The organism is Actinocorallia sp. API 0066, assembly GCF_020991275.1.
Taxonomy (GTDB): Bacteria; Actinomycetota; Actinomycetes; order Streptosporangiales; family Streptosporangiaceae; genus Actinocorallia.
This window is the reverse complement of the sequence record NZ_JAJLQY010000011.1, coordinates 38,660-54,718: the sequence shown is the minus strand read 5'-3', so window position 1 is coordinate 54,718 and position 16,059 is coordinate 38,660. Positions and strand designations below refer to the sequence as shown.

Annotated in this window: 15 protein-coding genes and 1 tRNA gene; 2 read left to right on the top strand and 14 right to left on the bottom strand. The window is 70.7% G+C overall.

What is annotated here, in order from left to right:
- Positions 1-12 precede the first annotated feature (12 nt).
- Positions 13-540 carry a peptidylprolyl isomerase gene (locus tag LO762_RS25255; protein WP_230618507.1) on the bottom strand — a complete coding sequence of 176 codons (528 nt, stop codon included), beginning with the start codon at positions 538-540 and terminating at the stop codon, positions 13-15.
- Between the two features lie 287 nt (positions 541-827).
- On the opposite strand from LO762_RS25255, the gene LO762_RS25250 reads away from it, so the two are divergent.
- Positions 828-1,253, top strand: coding sequence for a hypothetical protein (locus LO762_RS25250; protein ID WP_230618506.1), 426 nt, complete (start codon positions 828-830; stop codon positions 1,251-1,253).
- A 68-nt stretch (positions 1,254-1,321) separates the two neighbouring features.
- Positions 1,322-2,056 (top strand): acyltransferase, encoded by a 735-nt coding sequence (locus tag LO762_RS25245; RefSeq protein ID WP_230618505.1) that lies wholly within the window; start codon positions 1,322-1,324, stop codon positions 2,054-2,056.
- A 23-nt stretch (positions 2,057-2,079) separates the two neighbouring features.
- Here LO762_RS25245 and LO762_RS25240 read toward each other — a convergent pair whose 3' ends face one another.
- From LO762_RS25240 to LO762_RS33195, 13 genes are all read right to left on the bottom strand, one after another.
- Positions 2,080-4,554, bottom strand: coding sequence for a trypsin-like peptidase domain-containing protein (locus tag LO762_RS25240; protein WP_308104532.1), 2,475 nt, complete (start codon positions 4,552-4,554; stop codon positions 2,080-2,082).
- A gap of 65 nt (positions 4,555-4,619) precedes the next feature.
- On the bottom strand, positions 4,620-4,874 hold the full coding sequence (locus LO762_RS33970; RefSeq protein ID WP_374201595.1) for a CU044_2847 family protein: 255 nt from the start codon (positions 4,872-4,874) through the stop codon (positions 4,620-4,622).
- A gap of 39 nt (positions 4,875-4,913) precedes the next feature.
- Positions 4,914-5,705 (bottom strand): polysaccharide deacetylase family protein, encoded by a 792-nt coding sequence (locus LO762_RS25235; protein WP_230618504.1) that lies wholly within the window; start codon positions 5,703-5,705, stop codon positions 4,914-4,916.
- A gap of 128 nt (positions 5,706-5,833) precedes the next feature.
- On the bottom strand, positions 5,834-7,372 hold the full coding sequence (locus tag LO762_RS25230; RefSeq protein WP_230618503.1) for a DEAD/DEAH box helicase: 1,539 nt from the start codon (positions 7,370-7,372) through the stop codon (positions 5,834-5,836).
- Positions 7,373-7,641: 269 nt separating this feature from the next.
- Complete coding sequence (locus tag LO762_RS25225; protein WP_230618502.1) at positions 7,642-9,396, bottom strand: choice-of-anchor M domain-containing protein; 1,755 nt, start codon at positions 9,394-9,396, stop codon at positions 7,642-7,644.
- 319 nt (positions 9,397-9,715) lie between these two features.
- Positions 9,716-9,788: transfer RNA gene (locus LO762_RS25220), tRNA-Ala, on the bottom strand.
- A 93-nt stretch (positions 9,789-9,881) separates the two neighbouring features.
- Complete coding sequence (locus tag LO762_RS25215) at positions 9,882-9,998, bottom strand: DLW-39 family protein (protein ID WP_230618501.1); 117 nt, start codon at positions 9,996-9,998, stop codon at positions 9,882-9,884.
- A 170-nt stretch (positions 9,999-10,168) separates the two neighbouring features.
- A complete protein-coding gene (locus tag LO762_RS25210) occupies positions 10,169-10,822 on the bottom strand; it encodes a TetR/AcrR family transcriptional regulator (RefSeq protein WP_230618500.1) in 654 nt (217 codons plus the stop codon).
- Between the two features lie 23 nt (positions 10,823-10,845).
- Positions 10,846-11,295 carry a hypothetical protein gene (locus tag LO762_RS25205; RefSeq protein WP_230618499.1) on the bottom strand — a complete coding sequence of 150 codons (450 nt, stop codon included), beginning with the start codon at positions 11,293-11,295 and terminating at the stop codon, positions 10,846-10,848.
- 108 nt (positions 11,296-11,403) lie between these two features.
- Positions 11,404-12,090: a Crp/Fnr family transcriptional regulator gene (locus LO762_RS25200; RefSeq protein WP_230618498.1), complete on the bottom strand. Its 687-nt coding sequence runs from the start codon at positions 12,088-12,090 to the stop codon at positions 11,404-11,406.
- On the bottom strand, positions 12,090-12,731 hold the full coding sequence (locus LO762_RS25195) for a hypothetical protein (RefSeq protein WP_230618497.1): 642 nt from the start codon (positions 12,729-12,731) through the stop codon (positions 12,090-12,092). Before LO762_RS25195 ends, LO762_RS25200 begins: the two co-directional genes overlap by 1 nt.
- Positions 12,728-13,348 carry a hypothetical protein gene (locus LO762_RS25190; RefSeq protein WP_230618496.1) on the bottom strand — a complete coding sequence of 207 codons (621 nt, stop codon included), beginning with the start codon at positions 13,346-13,348 and terminating at the stop codon, positions 12,728-12,730. The genes LO762_RS25195 and LO762_RS25190 overlap by 4 nt, the downstream gene beginning before the upstream one ends.
- 28 nt (positions 13,349-13,376) lie before the next feature.
- Complete coding sequence (locus tag LO762_RS33195) at positions 13,377-16,055, bottom strand: CHAT domain-containing protein (protein ID WP_304523704.1); 2,679 nt, start codon at positions 16,053-16,055, stop codon at positions 13,377-13,379.
- Positions 16,056-16,059: the final 4 nt, after the last annotated feature.

Sequence of the window (16,059 nt, the reverse complement as noted above, 5' to 3'; positions counted from 1 at the left end):
TCAGGACAACGGTCAGCGGCGCTCGATCGTCACCGACTGCAGCACAACGTCCTGAAGCGGACGGTCGCCGGGGCCGGTGGGGATCTTGCCGAGCTGGTCCACCACGTCCTGGCCCTCGACCACCTCGCCGAACAGGGTGTGGCCGGTGTTCAGCCACGGCGTCGGCACCGTGGTGATGAAGAACTGGGAGCCGTTGGTGCCACGGCCGCCGCGCTTGCCCGCGTTGGCCATCGCCAGCAGGTAGGGGCGGTCGAAGCTGTTCTGCGCGTGGATCTCGTCGTCGAACGTGTAGCCGGGGCCGCCGACGCCCTGGCCCAGCGGGTCGCCGCCCTGGATCATGAAGTTGTCGATGATCCGGTGGAAGACCGTGCCGTTGTACAGCGGGGTCTTGGACTTGACGCCCGTCTCCGGGTGCGTCCACTCGCGGGTGCCCTCGGCCAGCTCCACGAAGTTGGCGACCGTGTTCGGCGCGAGCTCGGGGAACAGCCGGATGACGATCTTGCCCTGGCTGGTGTTGAACGTGGCGAGCGTCTCCGCCATTGGGGTGCCTCCGTTGTCGGTTTTTTGGCTCACTCGTCATCCTGCCACGATCACGCGCCGCTCGCGGACGGGCCTGTGGACAACTCGCGTCCGGGGCGTCACCAGGTGTGATGTCGGATGGGCGGGGAATGCAGGGGTTCAGGACTTCAGTCATCGGGGGAGGAAGCGTGTCCATTCGTTTCTCTGTTCGCAGGATTCCCAAGGAGGTCAGCCGGTCGCATCGCCTCATGGGGTACGGCTCGTCGGCCATGTCGCACGCGCGCCACGGAGTCGGGTGGATGTCTCCCATGTACGGGCGCACCCGGCGTATCACCTCCGGCGGGATGCGGGCCACGCGCGGCTGGACCGCTCCGCAGATCCACAGGTCGGCCGACTTCTTCGACGTCGCGGTGGCGCCGCGGATCAGCTCGGCGCTGCACGGCACGGCGAAGTTCATCGAGCCGCCACGGCGCCGTCGCGGCCGCGGGCTGGTCGTCGGCGGGGTCGCGATCATCGGCCTGTGCTGCGCGGCCGCCGGGATGGCCGTGGCACGCCGCCGCGGCCGGCTGAACGAGCTGCTCGAACCGGAGATCGGCGTGAGCGAGCGCGAGTACGTCGAGGAGCGCACCACCTCGGGCACCTACACGCCCGCGACGGGCTACAGCTCCTCCTACGGCGGCGGCGTCGGACGGGGCAGCGGCACCGGCCACAGCCGCGGCATCGGACACGACTGACCTGAGGTTTCCGGCTACCCGCCCTACCGGCGGGTAGCCACTTTGCCCCATACCGGTACCTTTACCCCATGTTGATGGATGGGGTCCGCAAACTCGCCGCGCGCGCGGTGCACCGCGGCTACGCCTTGGCCCGCCGACTCGGCGAGATCACCCCCGCCACCCCCGGCGGCAAGCGCTTCCACCACCTGGGCGAAGGCGTCTGCATCGCCTTCCCCCAAGGCGCCATCTTCGGCGACCCCTGGATCTCCATAGGCGGCCACACCCTGGTCGGCACCCACGTCTCCATTTCCGCAGGTTTCGTCCCCGGCCTGGACCTAGGCCCCGACGTCATCGTCCAAATCGGCCGAGGCTGCTCCATCGGCCGCGGAAGCCACATAGTCGGCCACCAGTCCATCCAGATCGGCGACGACGTCTTCACCGGCCCCTACGTCTACATCACCGACCAAAACCACACCTACGCCGAGTTGGACGCCCCCATCGGCCGCCAATGGCCCGAAAACTCCCCGGTCGTCATCGGCGACGGCTGCTGGCTGGGCACCCAGTCCGTAATCCTCCCCGGCACCAGGTTGGGCAAGAACGTGGCAGTAGCCGCCGGCGCGGTCGTCCGAGGCGAGTTCCCCGACAACTGCGTAATCGGCGGCATCCCCGCCAAAATCCTCCGCCACCACAACGCCCAGGATGGCTGGATCCCCCCTCTCAAACCCCGCCCGGTCCCCACCGCCAAAGACCTGGCCCTGTTGTCCCTAGCCGGCCTAGACGGCCTCCAAGAACTCCAAAACCAAATGCGAAAAGACCCCGCCTAGCCTCCCGGCCCGGCTCCCAAAGCTCAGGCCAGATCCTCCCGAAGCTTCCGATAAGGCCCACTCACCCCATACCGCCACCACTCCTCAGGCGAGAGGTTGACGACCAACCTCCCCAACGCCTCCCGAACAAGCTCCTCCCGCTCAACCTTCCACACCCGCGCCGTCCGATCGAAGCTGGCCGTCGCCACCCGCGACCCATCCCCACTGAACACCACCGACCGCACCAGACCTTCGTGATCAAGACGCGCCACCTGCTTACCACTTGCCACACCCCACACCCGCGCCGTCCCATCGAAGCTGGCCGTCGCCACCCGCAACCCATCCCCACTGAACACCACCGACCGCACCGAACCGTCGTGGGCGAGGGGCGGGGTCAGGGGGCGGGCCGATCGGCGGAGGGCTTGGCGGAGGGCTTGGTCGCCGTCGAAGGTGGGGAAGCTCTGGAGAGAGAGGATGCCGAGGGCCAGGGAGTGGCGGACGCCATGGGGGCCCGAGGTGAGGGCGTAGCGGCTTTGGTGGGCGAGGCGGAGGGCCTGGGACTGGCGGGTGTAGCGGTCGCGTTCGGCTTTTTCGGTTTCGGCGTGGGTTCGGCTGAGGGTGATGAACTCGGTGAGGCTTTCCAGGTCCTCGGGGTGGGTTTCCAGCATGGTGAGGGCGCGGGTGAGGAGGGGGCCTCGGAGGAGGAGGTCGGGATCGCGGGCGTGGGCGAGCCACTGTTGGCGGGCGGCGACGGTGATGACCTGCCAGGCGCGGAAATCCTTGCCCTTGGTGAGCCAGCCTTGGAGGCGGGGCCAGCCGCGGAGAAGGGCTTCGTGCGCGAGTTCCACGACGAGCACGGGCTCTTGAGGGCTGTGGATGGGGCTCTCGGTGTGCGCGTCGTTCTGGACGGTGACGGACAGGAGGCGCAGGTCGCGGAGGCGTTCGACGGTCGGCCAGTCGGCGGCGCGCAGGTCCTCGCGGCGGACGTGGCGGGCGACGTCGGGCCGGTCCGGCTGGACGAGCCGGGTGAAGATCCGGTGGGCGGCGGCCTGCTGGGCAGACGATAGGGCGTGGTACTGGGCTTCGGCGTAATCCGAGAGCGCTCCGGTGACGCGGCCTAGGGAGTTGTAAGCGGTGAGCGTCAGGGTTTGGCCTCGTTGGAGTTCCCAGAGGCGGGTCAGGGTGAACTCCAGAAGGGGGAGTTCGCCGGGGTGGCCCTGGAACTCCTCACGGATGAGGTCGGCTAGGCCGTCGTCGAAGTGGATGGGGCGGCGGCCGTCGGCGAGGAGGGCGGGTTCGGTGATGGCGCGGGTGATCTCCTCGGGGGTCATCGCGCGGAGGTGGTGCCAGTGCTTCGTGTAGGCGCCGAGGGGGTCTTCGGCGTCGGCGAAGAGGTGGAAGAAGTCGCTGCGGAAGCTCGCGGCGACCCTGACGGCGCCGGAGGGCGAGCGGAGCAGGCCGTTGAGAAGGGCGATCAGTTCGGCGCGCTGGTCGGGGGCGCACTCGGTGAAGAGCTGCTCGAACTGGTCGATGATCACGAGGAGGCGGGCGGTGTCCGTCGCGGTGCAGACGTAGGAGGCCGCCTGGGGAAGGCCGCCTTCGTGTAGGAGGCCGCGCCAGCCGGTCAGCTCGTTCAGCGGGTCGGGGCCGCGCGAACCGGCAGCCTTGGCGAGGGCGCCCGCGAGGCGCGTCATCGGGTCGTCGCCGGGACGGAACGCGGCGACGGCGAGCGGCGCCCGCGCACGCAAGGCCGGGACGAGCCCCGCCGCGACAACCGAGGACTTGCCTACGCCCGAACTACCGCCGACGAGTATCAGCGGCTCGTCATCGACGGCTCCGGCCAGCTCCGCCACGAAGCGTTCCCTACCGAAGAAGTACGGTGCGTCCGCTTCCGTGAACGCGGCGAGCGCCCGGTACGGGTTCGGCGGAGGGCGGTAGAGGACGTCCGACCAGGCCGCGACCAGGGCGTCGGCGCCGATGACGTACACGTCCACCGCCTCGTCGGCCTTCGGGATGGCCTGCACGATGCCGACGACCTGTCCGGTGTCCTGCGCCCAGACGGGGCCGCCGCTGTAGCCGGGGCCGACCCGGAAGACGCCGCGCAGGTCGCCGTCCACCTGGAGGCGGGCGGCGTCGTAGGAGCCCATCAGCGTGCCCGCGATGTTGCCGGGACGGGACGCGCGGCCGTCGGCGTTCGGCCCCCAGGCGCCGACCCTGCGCTCGCCGTCCGGCGTCTCGCCCGTGGACGCGAGGGTGGCGGGCTCGACACCGTCCGGGAGGTCCTCTTCCAGGCGGAGGCCCGCGACGTCACGCGGTTCGAAGGGCGCGCCCTCCTTCGGCGTCCAGACGACGACCTCCGCTGCCCGCGTCACGCGCTGACCCTCCGGCCCCGCGAAGGGGAACTCCACCTGCACCCACTGCCCTACGGGGCTCTCGACCGCCCGCCGGCCTCGTCCCAGGGCGGTGTTCACCACGTGCGCGCAGGTGAGGAGTTCTCTCTCCCCTCCTACGAAGCCCACTCCTACCGGGCGGCGGCGGTCGTCGAGGACGCGGAGGAGGTAGCGGTCAGGACGGGTCGTCGGGCTCAGCGTCGTCTCCCTCCTCCGGTTCCGGCTCGGCCGGGCCGCCGTTCCAGGTGACGGTGGCCTTGAGGGCCGCCTTCGGCCTTGCCCTTAGTGAAGATGACGCCGGTCTCGCCGCCGAACTTCAGGCCGAACTCGACGGTGATGGCGTCGGGGCCCGGGTGGAGCTGCGTAGGCGCGTCACGATCGTGGAGAGGGCGGGCTGGAGGATCGGCGGCAAGGCGGGCTTCCGGGGGGATTGGACCGTGGTGATCCAAAATGGCCCGGCTTGGCGGGGTGTGGCTGGGGGAATGCGGTTAGTCGCCGGTGTACTTGTGGCCGGGTTTGAGGTTGCCGCCGAGGACGTCGGTGACGGTTGCTAGGGTGAGGCCCTTTTTCTTGGCGGCGGCGAGGATCTTGGGGACGGCGTTGACGGTGGTGGGGTGGATGTCGTGCATGAGGATGATGGCGCCCGGGTGGAGGCCGTGGATGGCGCGGCGGGCTACTACGGAGGCGGTGCGGTCGCGCCAGTCGTCGGTGTCGACGCTCCAGATGATCTCGGACATGCCTCGGTCGCGGGCCTCCTTGGCTACGCGCGGGCTTGTGGCGCCGTAAGGGGGACGGAACAAGGTCGGCTTGAACCCTAGGATGCGTTCGATGATCTTGGAGGTGCCGTCGATCTCGCGGCGGAGGCGGGCCGTCGACTGGGTCGTCAACTGGACGTGGTGCATCGTGTGGTTGCCGACCTCGTGCCCGTCCTCGGCGGCCCGCAGCACAAAATGCGGGTATCTGGCCGCTTCCGGGCCGACCACGAAGAACGTCGCCTTCGCCCCGGCGGCGGCGAGCATGTCCAGGAGACGGCCGGTGTCCGGCCCCGGCCCGTCGTCGAAGGTCAGCGCCACACACTTGTGCTTCGTGCAGTCCGTGACGGGCCGGACAAAATCCTCAAGCGGGGGCCGGGAGGGCTCGGCCGTCGGCGGCACCGTGGGCACCGGCGCGACCTCGGCCGACTCGGCGGTGCCGACCGCGCGCGGGATCGACCCCCCGGCGAGCAGGAGCATCGCCACCGCCAGCCCCACGACGGTCGACGGCCTCTCGCCCAGACGCACAGATCCCCCGGAATACCTCCACGGCCACCAAGAACCCTAGGAGTGTAGAACCGCTTCCCCCCAAGCGGGGATACACCCGCAAAAAGGAGTGAAATGGCCGGAATCCCCGCAGGGATTCCGGCCATCTGTCAGGCGTTGGTGGCGCGGCGCGACCTGGGTCCGCCGCCGCCGCCGTGGCGGTTCGCCCGGTACGGACGGTCACCCCTGGGGGCCGCGTCACGCTCCCCGTAAGGGCGGCCGTACTCACGCTGCTCGAAGGAGCGCTGACCGTCCTCACGCCGAGGGCGGCCGTTGCCTTCACCACCGCCCGCGTTGCCCGTGCCGCCGCCTTCGCCGTCACGGTAGCGGCGCGGGCCACCACCGCTCCGCCTCGGACGTCCGCCGCCACCGCCGAACTGGCGGCCGCGCGACGGGCGCTTCTCCTGCTCGGGGATCACCGGCTCGGGAATCGGCACGCCCGAAGGCTGCCGCGCGCCCGTCAGCTTCACCAGGGCCTGGTCCATCGACGTCACCTTGAGGCGCTCGGCATTGATGCCCGCCCTACGCATCATCGACGTCGTCGCACGCACCTGGTGTGAGAGGACCATCGTGACGACGGTGCCCTTCTCCCCCGCGCGGGCCGTCCGCCCGGCGCGGTGCATGTAGTCCTTGTGGTCGGCCGGAGGGTCGACGTGCAGGACGAGGCTCACGTCGTCCACGTGGATGCCGCGCGCAGCCACGTCGGTGGCCACGAGCACGCTGATGCGGCCCTCCCGGAACTCGGCGAGGGTGCGGGTGCGGAGGTTCTGCGACTTGCCGCCGTGCAGGCCCGCCGCCCGGACGCCCACCGCAGCCAACTGCTTGGCTATCCGGTCGACTCCGTGCTTCGTGCGGGCGAACAGGATCGTCTTGCCCTCGCGGTTGGCGATCTCTGCGGTGATCGTGTTCTTCTCCTTCGGCGGCACGAGGAGCAGGTGGTGCTCCATCGTGTCGACCGGCTCGTCGATCTCGCTGAGCGCGTGCGTCACCGGGTCGGAGAGGTACTTGTGGACCAGGACGTCGACCTCGCGGTCGAGCGTCGCGGAGAACAGCATGCGCTGCCCGCCCGGCCGGACCTGGTCGAGGATGTCGGTCACATCGGGCAGGAAGCCCATGTCGGCCATGTGGTCGGCCTCGTCCAGGACGGCGATGCGCACGTCCGACAGGTCGCAGGCGCCCTGCCGCATGAGGTCCTTGAGCCGGCCCGGCGTCGCCACCAGGACCTCGACGCCACGGCGCAGCGCGTCGATCTGGCGGGGCATCGACGTCTGGCCGATGACGGTCTTCATCCGCAGCCCGACGGCCCGGCCGAGCGGCTCCAGGTTCGTCTGGACCTGCTGGGCCAGCTCGCGGGTCGGCACCAGGATCAGGCCAAGCGGCTTCTTCGGGCGGGCCTGCTGGTGCGCCAGGAGCGTCAGCAGGGGCAGGCCGAAGCCGAGGGTCTTGCCGGAGCCCGTCTTGCCCCGGCCGAGGATGTCACGGCCGCCCAGGGCGTCCGGGATCGAGGCGGCCTGGATCGGGAACGGGTGGGTGATGCCGCCGCGAGCCAGCGACTCGACGAGGGCGGAGGGGAGTCCCAGTTCCGCGAAGGAGGGCAGGATCTCCTCCTCCGAGGCAGCGTGGGACAGGGCAGTGGAGACGTCTGACACGTACAGCCTTCCGAGAGGGGGGCACGTCTCGGGAGGCCCTCGGTGCCACCGCGGCACGGCTTAAGGAGAGGGTCGCTGCAAGGACGAGCCCGGCGGCCGAGGCAACGGCGCGCCGACATGGGTGCGGTCTCACGCCACGAAAGTGCGGCCTTATGCCCGTGTTTTCCGTGGCGACAGCCCAGCATACCTGGCCCCGCCGTGGGACCGGACGGCCGGACCCCCCGCGTCGCCGGGGCTGAAAGGGTTTCGCGTTTGGTTCGGACGCTGGGTCAGAAGAGGCCGAACCGGCGGTTTGCCCCCACAAGAAGAACGGCGCCAGAAGTGACCAGCATCACACCCACGCTGGCGTAGAGCAGGACGGGCGCTCCCGTGTCGGCAAGGCTGCCGCCACCCTTCGCCTCACACTTGGGGAGATCGACTGAATCGTAGGCGCCTACCGCGAACGTCAGCACGCCGGTGTCCTTACCGTTGGACGTCGTCTCGTGCGTGAACGTCAACCGGTAGACGCCCTCCTTGGTGAACGCCCAGGTGGCGTGACCATGCTCACCCGAAGACAGGGCCTTGCTATCACCGGCGCCGTCGAGGAGCACTCTCGGCGTCCCGTCTGCGGAGATCTCGAAGAGGGCGGCCTTACCCGGGCCGTCTACCTTGTCGAGCTTCCACGTCCCCGCTGTGCCCTCCGCCAGCCAGCCCACGGACGGGATGCCCGCCTGCGCGGCCTGCGGCAGCTCCCAGACGGGCGTGCCCGCCTCGCCCAGGAACGCCTGGCCCGCCGGAAGCGCCAGCTTCGCGGCCGCGGGCACCTTGACGACGACGGTGCCGAGATCGTGCCACGTCGCCCCCTCCTTCAGGGCGGACTCCGCCTTCCCGTCCTTGAGCCGGACGGCGTAGTCAAGATCGCCCTCGGTGAGGATCCTGCACTCGGTCTCGCCGTCCGTGTCGTCGTCGGTCGGGGTCGGGGTCGGCGTTGGGGTGACGCTCGTGGTGGGCGTCGGAGTAGGGGTCGGGGTGACGCCGCCTCCGGAGCCGACGGGGACGGTGTAAGAGAGCGCGGTCGCCTGCGAGGTCGCGTAGTCGTTGGTGAACTTCGGGTGGAACACGGCGTTCAGGGTGTGCTGCCCCTCGGCCAGCACGTACTCGCCCTTCGCCTGCCCACCTACGACCTCGACGGACGCCAAGGAGGTCGTCCCGTCCAGGAACTCCACCCACCCACGCGGCGACCCCACGGCCGTCACGGTGGCCGTCAGAGCGGTCTGCCCCGCTGTGGCCCCGGCTGCCGCCGCCAGCGTCGTCGTGGTGGTGGTCGCGGTGCCTGCTGGCGCGGTGGAGCCCACATGGAACGTGTGCGTGACCGGCGCCGACTTCACCGCCTTCCCGTCAGCGGTGGTACCGCTCACGGTGAACGTAAGCCGATACCGTCCGGGCGCGCTGAAAGCCCAGTTGAAGTCCTCGTGCCCGGCCACCCCCGCCTGCATCTCGTACTTACGGCCCGCGGGCGCCGGATCGGACGACAACACCCTGTCGGTCGCCTTGGCCGCCTCCGCCTCGGGCGTCGTGGTGGCCGCCCCCTTGAACACCTCGACGCCGCCGCCCTGCGGCAGATCCACATCCGTCAACTCGATCGCCACGGCACCCTGGACGGCCCCGACCTCCGCCACCGAGAACCCCAGCACGGGCGTCCCCGCCGTAGCCCCGGAGGCCGCCACATACCAGTCGCCGACCTTGAGCAACTCCCCGTCCACCTGGTCCACGATCTTGACCGCCACACCACCAACGTGGAAGTCCCTGGCCCCAGGCGCGAACACCGCGCCCCCGGCAGGCACCGAGGCGACCTCAAGGACGTCCCCCACGACCTTGGGCACCAACACGTCAACATGCCCGGCCCCAACAAGCTCCACCGCCACCGGCGCCTGAGGCGGCGCCGCCCCGACCCCACCCCCAGGCAGCCCAACCGCCACCACGAGCGCCACTCCGCCGAGCACCCCGAGTCCCCTGCGCACCGTCCACCCCCACGGCCGTCTCACCACCGAAGCCAAGCCCCACCCTAAGGACCCGGTTCACCCGACTACCGCCCGAACTCTCCCATCCCCCCACCCCGTTTTCCCACCCCCACCCGCCCAACCCCCACCCTTCGTTACCAGACAGAGATTCTCCCCAATCAGACCAACCCCACCACTTGCCCGCAAGGCAAGCGCTGTAAGGCGCAAGGCCCGCGAAGGGCGAGGGGGGATGGGCGGGATCTTCGCGGCGAAAGAGGGGGCCGCTGGGACGGCGTCGGCGCCGGTCAGGCCCTCAGGGATGGATCGGGGGCGCTTCCGGGCTGTGGGAGCGGCCCTTCGAGGGTGGAGCCATGGGGAATCGAACCCCAGACCTCTTGCATGCAAGGCAAGTGCTCTACCAATTGAGCTATGGCCCCTTGGGGGATCAGGGTACCTGGGGTGGGGTGGGGGTGGGAACTTGGTTGTGGGGCGGCGCCGCGGTGTGGCGCGGCGCCGGGGCCCCGGGTGTGTTACTCGGCCGAGGTGGCCTCGGTCCAGAGGTCGAGCTCGGCGCGGTCCTGCTGGAGGCGCTTCCAGATGGCGAAACCACCGAGCGCGAGGACGGCGAGCACGAGAAGCTTCTTCATGGCGAGGACCCCTTCACCTTCGACAGTGGGCAGAACTCAAACCTAGCAACGGCTCGCACGGTAGCGAACCTGTCCTTGGTCACCGGTGGCGTCACCTTTTCGCCGGGACACCGCTCCCTTCACCCTGGGGCGACGGGCCGGAGCTGACGTACGGCTTCCTCCCCCCGATCCTAGATCGTCCCCTCGTCAAGCGCCTTCCCCAGCCTGTGGAAAAGTCGGTCGGCCAGCTCCGCCAGGCGCCCGGCCAGGTCAGCCCCGGTGACGCCCTCCGCGATCAGACGGGCGCCCGCCTCGTGGACGGTCCGCAGGACGCCCGCCGTCGTCACCGCCGCCACACGGACGTCCGGATCACGCGCCCTGAGCCCGGACGCCTCCGCGAACAGGACGGAGAGGAGATCCTCCAACTCCTGCACGAACTCGCGTACCCGTCCCTGCAAGGCGGGGGAGTGGGCTACGACCTCGCGGAACGCCGTCAGGTTCGCGTCACCGAAGCCGGTGAGGGGATCCCCCTCCCCGAGCATGCGTAGGTACTCCGCGCGCAACGCCGCCAGGGGACGGACGCCCTCCGGACGCTCCCGCACGGCAAAGGCGACCCTCTCCAGGAGATCGGGGAACCTGTCAAGGAACAGGTCCTCCTTACGCGGGAAGTAGTTGAACACCGTCTTGGCCGAGACGTTCGCGGCGGCGGCCACCTCGACGACCGTCACCTCGTCGAAGCCGCGCTCCAGGAACAGCCCCGTGGCCACGTCGGAGATCAACTGCCTGGTCTCGCTCTTCTTGCGTTCGCGCAGGCCGGGTTCGCGCGGGCAGGGTTCACGTCGCACGGGATCACCCTAGGAGGCGGGGGTCACGGGACGGTCCACTCCAGCGGGTGCGCGCTCACCGCCCCGATCCCCCGCACCTGGAGCGGGCGGAACCGGGCGACGGGCAGGACGGGCCGCTCCAGGGCGCTCAGATCCTCGAAGAGCCGCTGGGAGATCACGACCGAGTACGGGCTCTCGAACCGGGCCCCGCCGAGCGTCCGGACGGTCCTGAGCGCCGGGCCGTCGAACCTGCCCTCGGTGAGCGCCGCGAGGCCCTCGTGCAGGGCGAGGACGAGCGGCGGCAGCGGTTCGGCGGCCATCGCCGCGCACACGGTCGCGACCATCTCGCCGAGGATGCCCGGCTCGTCGACGCCGGGTGGGAGGACGCCGGTGCGTAGGCCCGGCTCCTCAGGGTCGTTCCACAGGGCACGGTCGAAGGGCGGCCGGTCGAGCAGCCCGTGCAGGGGGCCGTCAGCCGCGAGTGCCAGGGTCATCCGTCTTATCCCGCCCACCGGTTGGCTCATCCGACGATCGTGCCGCCCACGCGCCGCGCGGAATCCCTCGTGGCAGGGGTTTCCCCGGTCACTCACGCCAGATGGCGGTCACTCCCGCCAGACGGCGGCGAGCCCGTCCATGTCGACTACGACGACCTTGTGCCAGCGGGTCCTGATCAGCCCGGCGATCCTGAACTCGCGTAGGTGGCGTTCGGTGGTGGCCTCCCGGGCGCCCGCGAGGCTGCCTATCTCCGATTGGGTGAACAGCTCGATCATGCGCCCTTCGTCGGTGGGGACGCCGTGTTCGTCGGCGAGTTCCCACAGCATGTTGGCGAGGCGCTTGCGTGCGTCCCAGGTACGCAACTCGGCTCTGCGGGCGACATTGCTGCGCGTCTTGGCCAGCACGCTGACGACGAGCGGCTCGTAGACGCTCGTGTTCTCGGTGACGAACCCCTTGAAGGCCGTCCTACCGATGCGCAGGGCGACGACCGTGGTGACCGCCGTGACGGTCGCCGTCCTCGGGGAGTCGTCCAGGACGGCGAACTCGCCGATGAGGTCGCCGCGCGAGCGTGTCGTCAGCGTGGTCTCCTCCCCTTCCGCGTTGTTCACGGTGACGAGGACGACGCCGTCCAGCAGGACGTACAGCTCGTCGTTCTTAGTGTCGCCCTGGGTGACGAGGTTGGTCCGGTGCGGGAACTCGATCTCCGTGCCGAGTCTCAGCAGGGCGGTCCGCTCCTCGTCGGTAAGGGCGGCCATGAGGCTTTTGGGCGGCCAGGAGCCGGTGCGGCGCGTCATCAGAGGAGTCCTCCCGGCTTCTGCACGTCGCCTCCGGGAGGCCGCTTACGGGGAGGCTCGGGCTCACCGGAGGAGCCGGACGGAAGGCTGAGCCATCCCCATCCGCGGAACTCCTTGAGCGTGACGGCGACGCTCCTGAACGACCAGGAGGGATCGCCTTCGAAGGCGGGGCCCAGGACGTCGCTGTAGAACTGGGCGGCCACGATGACGACGTAAGGCTCGTCGGAGTCATCGAGCGCCTTGCGTGCGGCGTCGGAGTCGCGCAGGCGGCAGGCGTTGACGGGGCTGTTCCCGGTGAAGCCGCCGGGGCCCGTTCCCACGGCGCCCGCGTCGACGCCGATCCGGACCCGCACCCGGTGCTCGTCCCTGAGGGGCGCGTTCGCGCGGCGCAGGGCGGCGGTCAGCTCGTTCAGCAGGACGCGTAGGACGGCGCCCTCATCGATGCCCGGAGGCAGCACGGTGAGTTCGGCGTCGCCCTGGGGCTGGCGTCCGCACTCCGCCGCGCGGTCGCCCAGCGTCGCGCCGAGGGCGGTGTCGATGGCCTCGAAGAGAAGCCGTTGAACGCGGAGGTGCCCGTCTGGCCCGGCCTTCCCAAAACCCTTGATGTCGGTGGCGACGCTGACCCGGTGGATTCTGCTCATTGCGCGGCGGGTCCGACGATGAAGCGCCCGGCCTTCAGGTCGAGGGCGAAGGGGAGCGGCTCGGGCTGGTGGATCTTCAGGGGGTGTCCGGGGACGCCGAGGTCGTCGAGCAGCGCGGCGACGTTGATCTCTCCGCGCAGTTCGCCGAGGTCGGGCGGGGTCTGGATGACGGCGCGGGCGACCCTGCTGCCCTCGGTCAGCTTGCCTTGTTCCGACGCCCGGAGCAGCCACTTGAAGCGCGCCTGACCGAGTCCGAAAAGGAGGAGTTTCTCCCCTTCTGGAATTGCCGGCTCCGGTTCATTCATCGGGAGGACGCCGAGCTGGAGCGCGGTGACCTCAAGTTCTGTCAGTGCCACCTCATATCGTGCTTCGAGGTAGCGGAACCCCCGCGACGCCTCTTCGAGGTCGAACGGGAAACGCACGGACACGTAGTTCCAGGCGTCGAGATCGACCTTGGCGAGGAAGGAAGGGGGCAGGTCGGTATGAGCGAGCGGGGCGATCATGGGTTTGCCGATGGCCACGCCCGCCGCACGGGCGAAACGGGTTCCGGCATGGTTCAGGAGGGGTTCGCGGTGCCCGAGGGGAAGGCGGGCCACGACCTCAAAGGCGGGAGCCATACGTCCATGGTGTCACGATTGACACCATTCAGTCAGGCAATCCAAAAAGGACAAAAGACGACCAGCCGCGCGGATCTCCGTGATCTAGTTCGAGCTGTGCGGCGCGCAGTGCCGCCGCGGGCGTCTTACCGTTTGCGAGGTGTGTTGTGAATTGTCGGAGAACACGGAGTGTGTCCCGTTCGCCGATGCGCCAGAGCGTCATGAGCACGCAGCCCGCGCCCGCCAACAGGAACGAACGCGCCAGCCCGACAACGCCGTCCGCGCCGATCCGGCCCGTGCCCGTCTTACAGGCCGCGAGCACAACGACGTCAGCGGGCAGCTCCATGCCCATCACCTCGCCCGCGGTCAGCCGCTCCCCGGCCAACGCGAGAAAGGAGTCCATCGGCCGCTCGCCGTCCACCTTGGCGTGCGTGGCGAAGCACAGCACGCGCGGCGGCCGCTCGGCGACCCCGGCGAGCGCCTCCCGCGTCGCCTCGGCCCCCACGGCCAGCACCGCCCCACCCGGAAACCCGTCGGCCACGCTCGTGGAGAACGCCTTCCTGAGCAACGGCAACGCCGGAAGCCCCTCCGGCATCGGCTCCGGCGCCACCAACCCCCACAACCCCACCCCGACCCGCCCGACATCCGGCCCCGGCCCGGAGACGCCGGGCACCCGCGCCAGGGCAGCAGGCTCGTCGCCCTGGCTGGGCGCCTGGTCGGGGGCGGGGGCGCGGCGGGTGAGGTCGGCGACGAGGGCGGCCGCGGGGAGCACCGAGGTCGGATGGCGCTCGACGACGCGTTCGCCGTCGGACGTCAGCAGGGCGGCGAAGGGGACACGCAGGAGGGCGCCGTGCGGGACGACGAGCAGGGGCTCGCCCTCGGGCGGCAGCCAGGGCACCGGGTCCCAGAACGTCTCGGCCAGGGTGCGCAGCAGCGCCTGGAGTTCGGGAACCTGGTCGGGGCCCAGGTCGTCGGGGTCCATCAGCGCGTCGAGCCGGGCCAGGTCGGCGGCGAGCCGGTCCTGGTCCAGGGGGCGTTCGGCCGCGCGGATCTCGCCGTCGGGCAGCACGGTGAAGACGAGCAGCCGGTCGCCGTGCAGGAAGTACTCGACCACGGTCCTGCCGCGCAGCGTCCGGCGCAGCCGCAGCGGCGAGAGCAGCCGGGCGGCGCGGCGGTCGTCGGCGAACAGGTCGGCGAGCGCCCGCGCCCGGCCCGACTCGACCGCCGCGTACGCCTCGTCCGTCGCGCCCGCGTCGTGCAGCGCGAGCGCGAGGGCGGCGTGCGCGGGCACCAGGTGGTCGAGCGAGGCGACGCGCTCCCAGTCCCGCTCCAGCCTCGCCCGCCACCACTCCATGTGCCGGGTGAACGCCAGCAGCGCCTCGGCCGAAGCCTCCCGCCGCCGCCGCGTGTACCCGTCGAGGTCGAGCCGTGCCATCCGCTCCCGCAGCACCCGCATCCGCTCCGCCGCCCCCACCAGCGTCACCGCCACCTCGGCGACGGCCCGCGCCAACCCCGCCACGTCCTCCCCCACCCCCGCGAGCCCCGCCACCCACTCCCGCTCCCGCCCCTCAACCCCCTCGTCCAACACCAACAGCCCCAGTCTCCCCTCACACACCCACTCCGGCACCACCCCCTCATCCACCTTCAACACCTCAACCACCACCCCCCGCAAAACCCCTTCAACCCACCCGAACACTGCCACCCCCTCCCGGTCCCCACCAAAGGGAAGGCGCGAAGAGCCGACCAGCCAGGGAGAGTCGTGCTGGTTTCCAGGTGGTGGGGGGGTTTGGGGGGTTGGGGGGTGGGGGGAGTTGGGTTGGGTGAGGAGGGTGGTGGCGGATTTGAGGGTGTCGAGGGCGGGGGTGAGGAGGGGGCGGAGGGGTGGGGCGGATTCGGCGAGGGTGGAGAGGAGGGTGAGGTCGAAGGAGAGGAGGTTGAGGGCTTCGGTTCGGGTTCGGGTCCAGGGGGTGGCCAGGGTGGTGGGGGAGGTGAGGCGGCGGTGGATCTCGGCGGCGTTCCGCAGGTAGCGGACGAGGGTGGGGTTGGCGACGCCGGGCGGGTGGGCCAGGGCGCAGGCCGCCTGGACACCGACGATCGTGGCCAGTGAGACGAGGGCGGAGCTCGGGTCCTCGGCGTCCTCGGCGGCGCGCCAGTACAGGGACGCGGCCTCGTCCAGCAGGGTGAGCGCCTCGTCCCAGCGGCGGGCGAGAGCCAGGCGCTCGCCGCGCCAGCGCAGGTCCAGGCGGTACTTCTCCTCGGCCGAGATCGGCATGTCGTCAACGGTGGCGGCGGAGACGTACGGCCCCGCGCCCGAGAACGCCTCGGGCAGGACGAGCGCCGTGTAGGTCCCCGGGTTGCCTTCCGCATCGGTGCCGCGCAGCCGGAGCGTGCCCTCCACAAGGCCCCCGTGGACCCGCAGCTCGGCGCGGCCCTCGACCCCCCGCACCGCGACGTGCACCCGCTCGCCCAGGACGTCCAGCCACCGCCACCAGTGCGGGGGCTGGACCGGGACGTGCCAGGCGTCGAGCCGCAGCGTCACCCCGCCGTCCAGCCCGTGCTCGACCGTCGCGCACTCGTCGCCCGCCGCCGTCCACACCAGCCCGGTGCCGTCGGCCCCCGCCGCGTGCACCCCGAACCGCCCGTCCTCCGCCACCCACACCTCCACCGGCAGCGGCTCCCCCTCGGCCCCGTCCTCCACCAACACCCCGGACCCCTCAAGCAGCCACATTCCG

What these genes read in the sequence shown, in the direction of transcription:
- LO762_RS25255 (WP_230618507.1), bottom strand. Translation starts at nt 540, where the DNA reads ATGGCGGAGACGCTCGCCACGTTCAACACCAGCCAGGGCAAGATCGTC.
- LO762_RS25250 (WP_230618506.1), top strand. Translation starts at nt 828, where the DNA reads ATGTACGGGCGCACCCGGCGTATCACCTCCGGCGGGATGCGGGCCACG.
- LO762_RS25245 (WP_230618505.1), top strand. Translation starts at nt 1,322, where the DNA reads ATGTTGATGGATGGGGTCCGCAAACTCGCCGCGCGCGCGGTGCACCGC.
- LO762_RS25215 (WP_230618501.1), bottom strand. Translation starts at nt 9,998, where the DNA reads ATGAAGAAGCTTCTCGTGCTCGCCGTCCTCGCGCTCGGTGGTTTCGCC.
- LO762_RS25205 (WP_230618499.1), bottom strand. Translation starts at nt 11,295, where the DNA reads ATGACCCTGGCACTCGCGGCTGACGGCCCCCTGCACGGGCTGCTCGAC.
- LO762_RS25200 (WP_230618498.1), bottom strand. Translation starts at nt 12,090, where the DNA reads ATGACGCGCCGCACCGGCTCCTGGCCGCCCAAAAGCCTCATGGCCGCC.
- LO762_RS25195 (WP_230618497.1), bottom strand. Translation starts at nt 12,731, where the DNA reads ATGAGCAGAATCCACCGGGTCAGCGTCGCCACCGACATCAAGGGTTTT.
- LO762_RS25190 (WP_230618496.1), bottom strand. Translation starts at nt 13,348, where the DNA reads ATGGCTCCCGCCTTTGAGGTCGTGGCCCGCCTTCCCCTCGGGCACCGC.
- LO762_RS33195 (WP_304523704.1), bottom strand. Translation starts at nt 16,055, where the DNA reads ATGTGGCTGCTTGAGGGGTCCGGGGTGTTGGTGGAGGACGGGGCCGAG.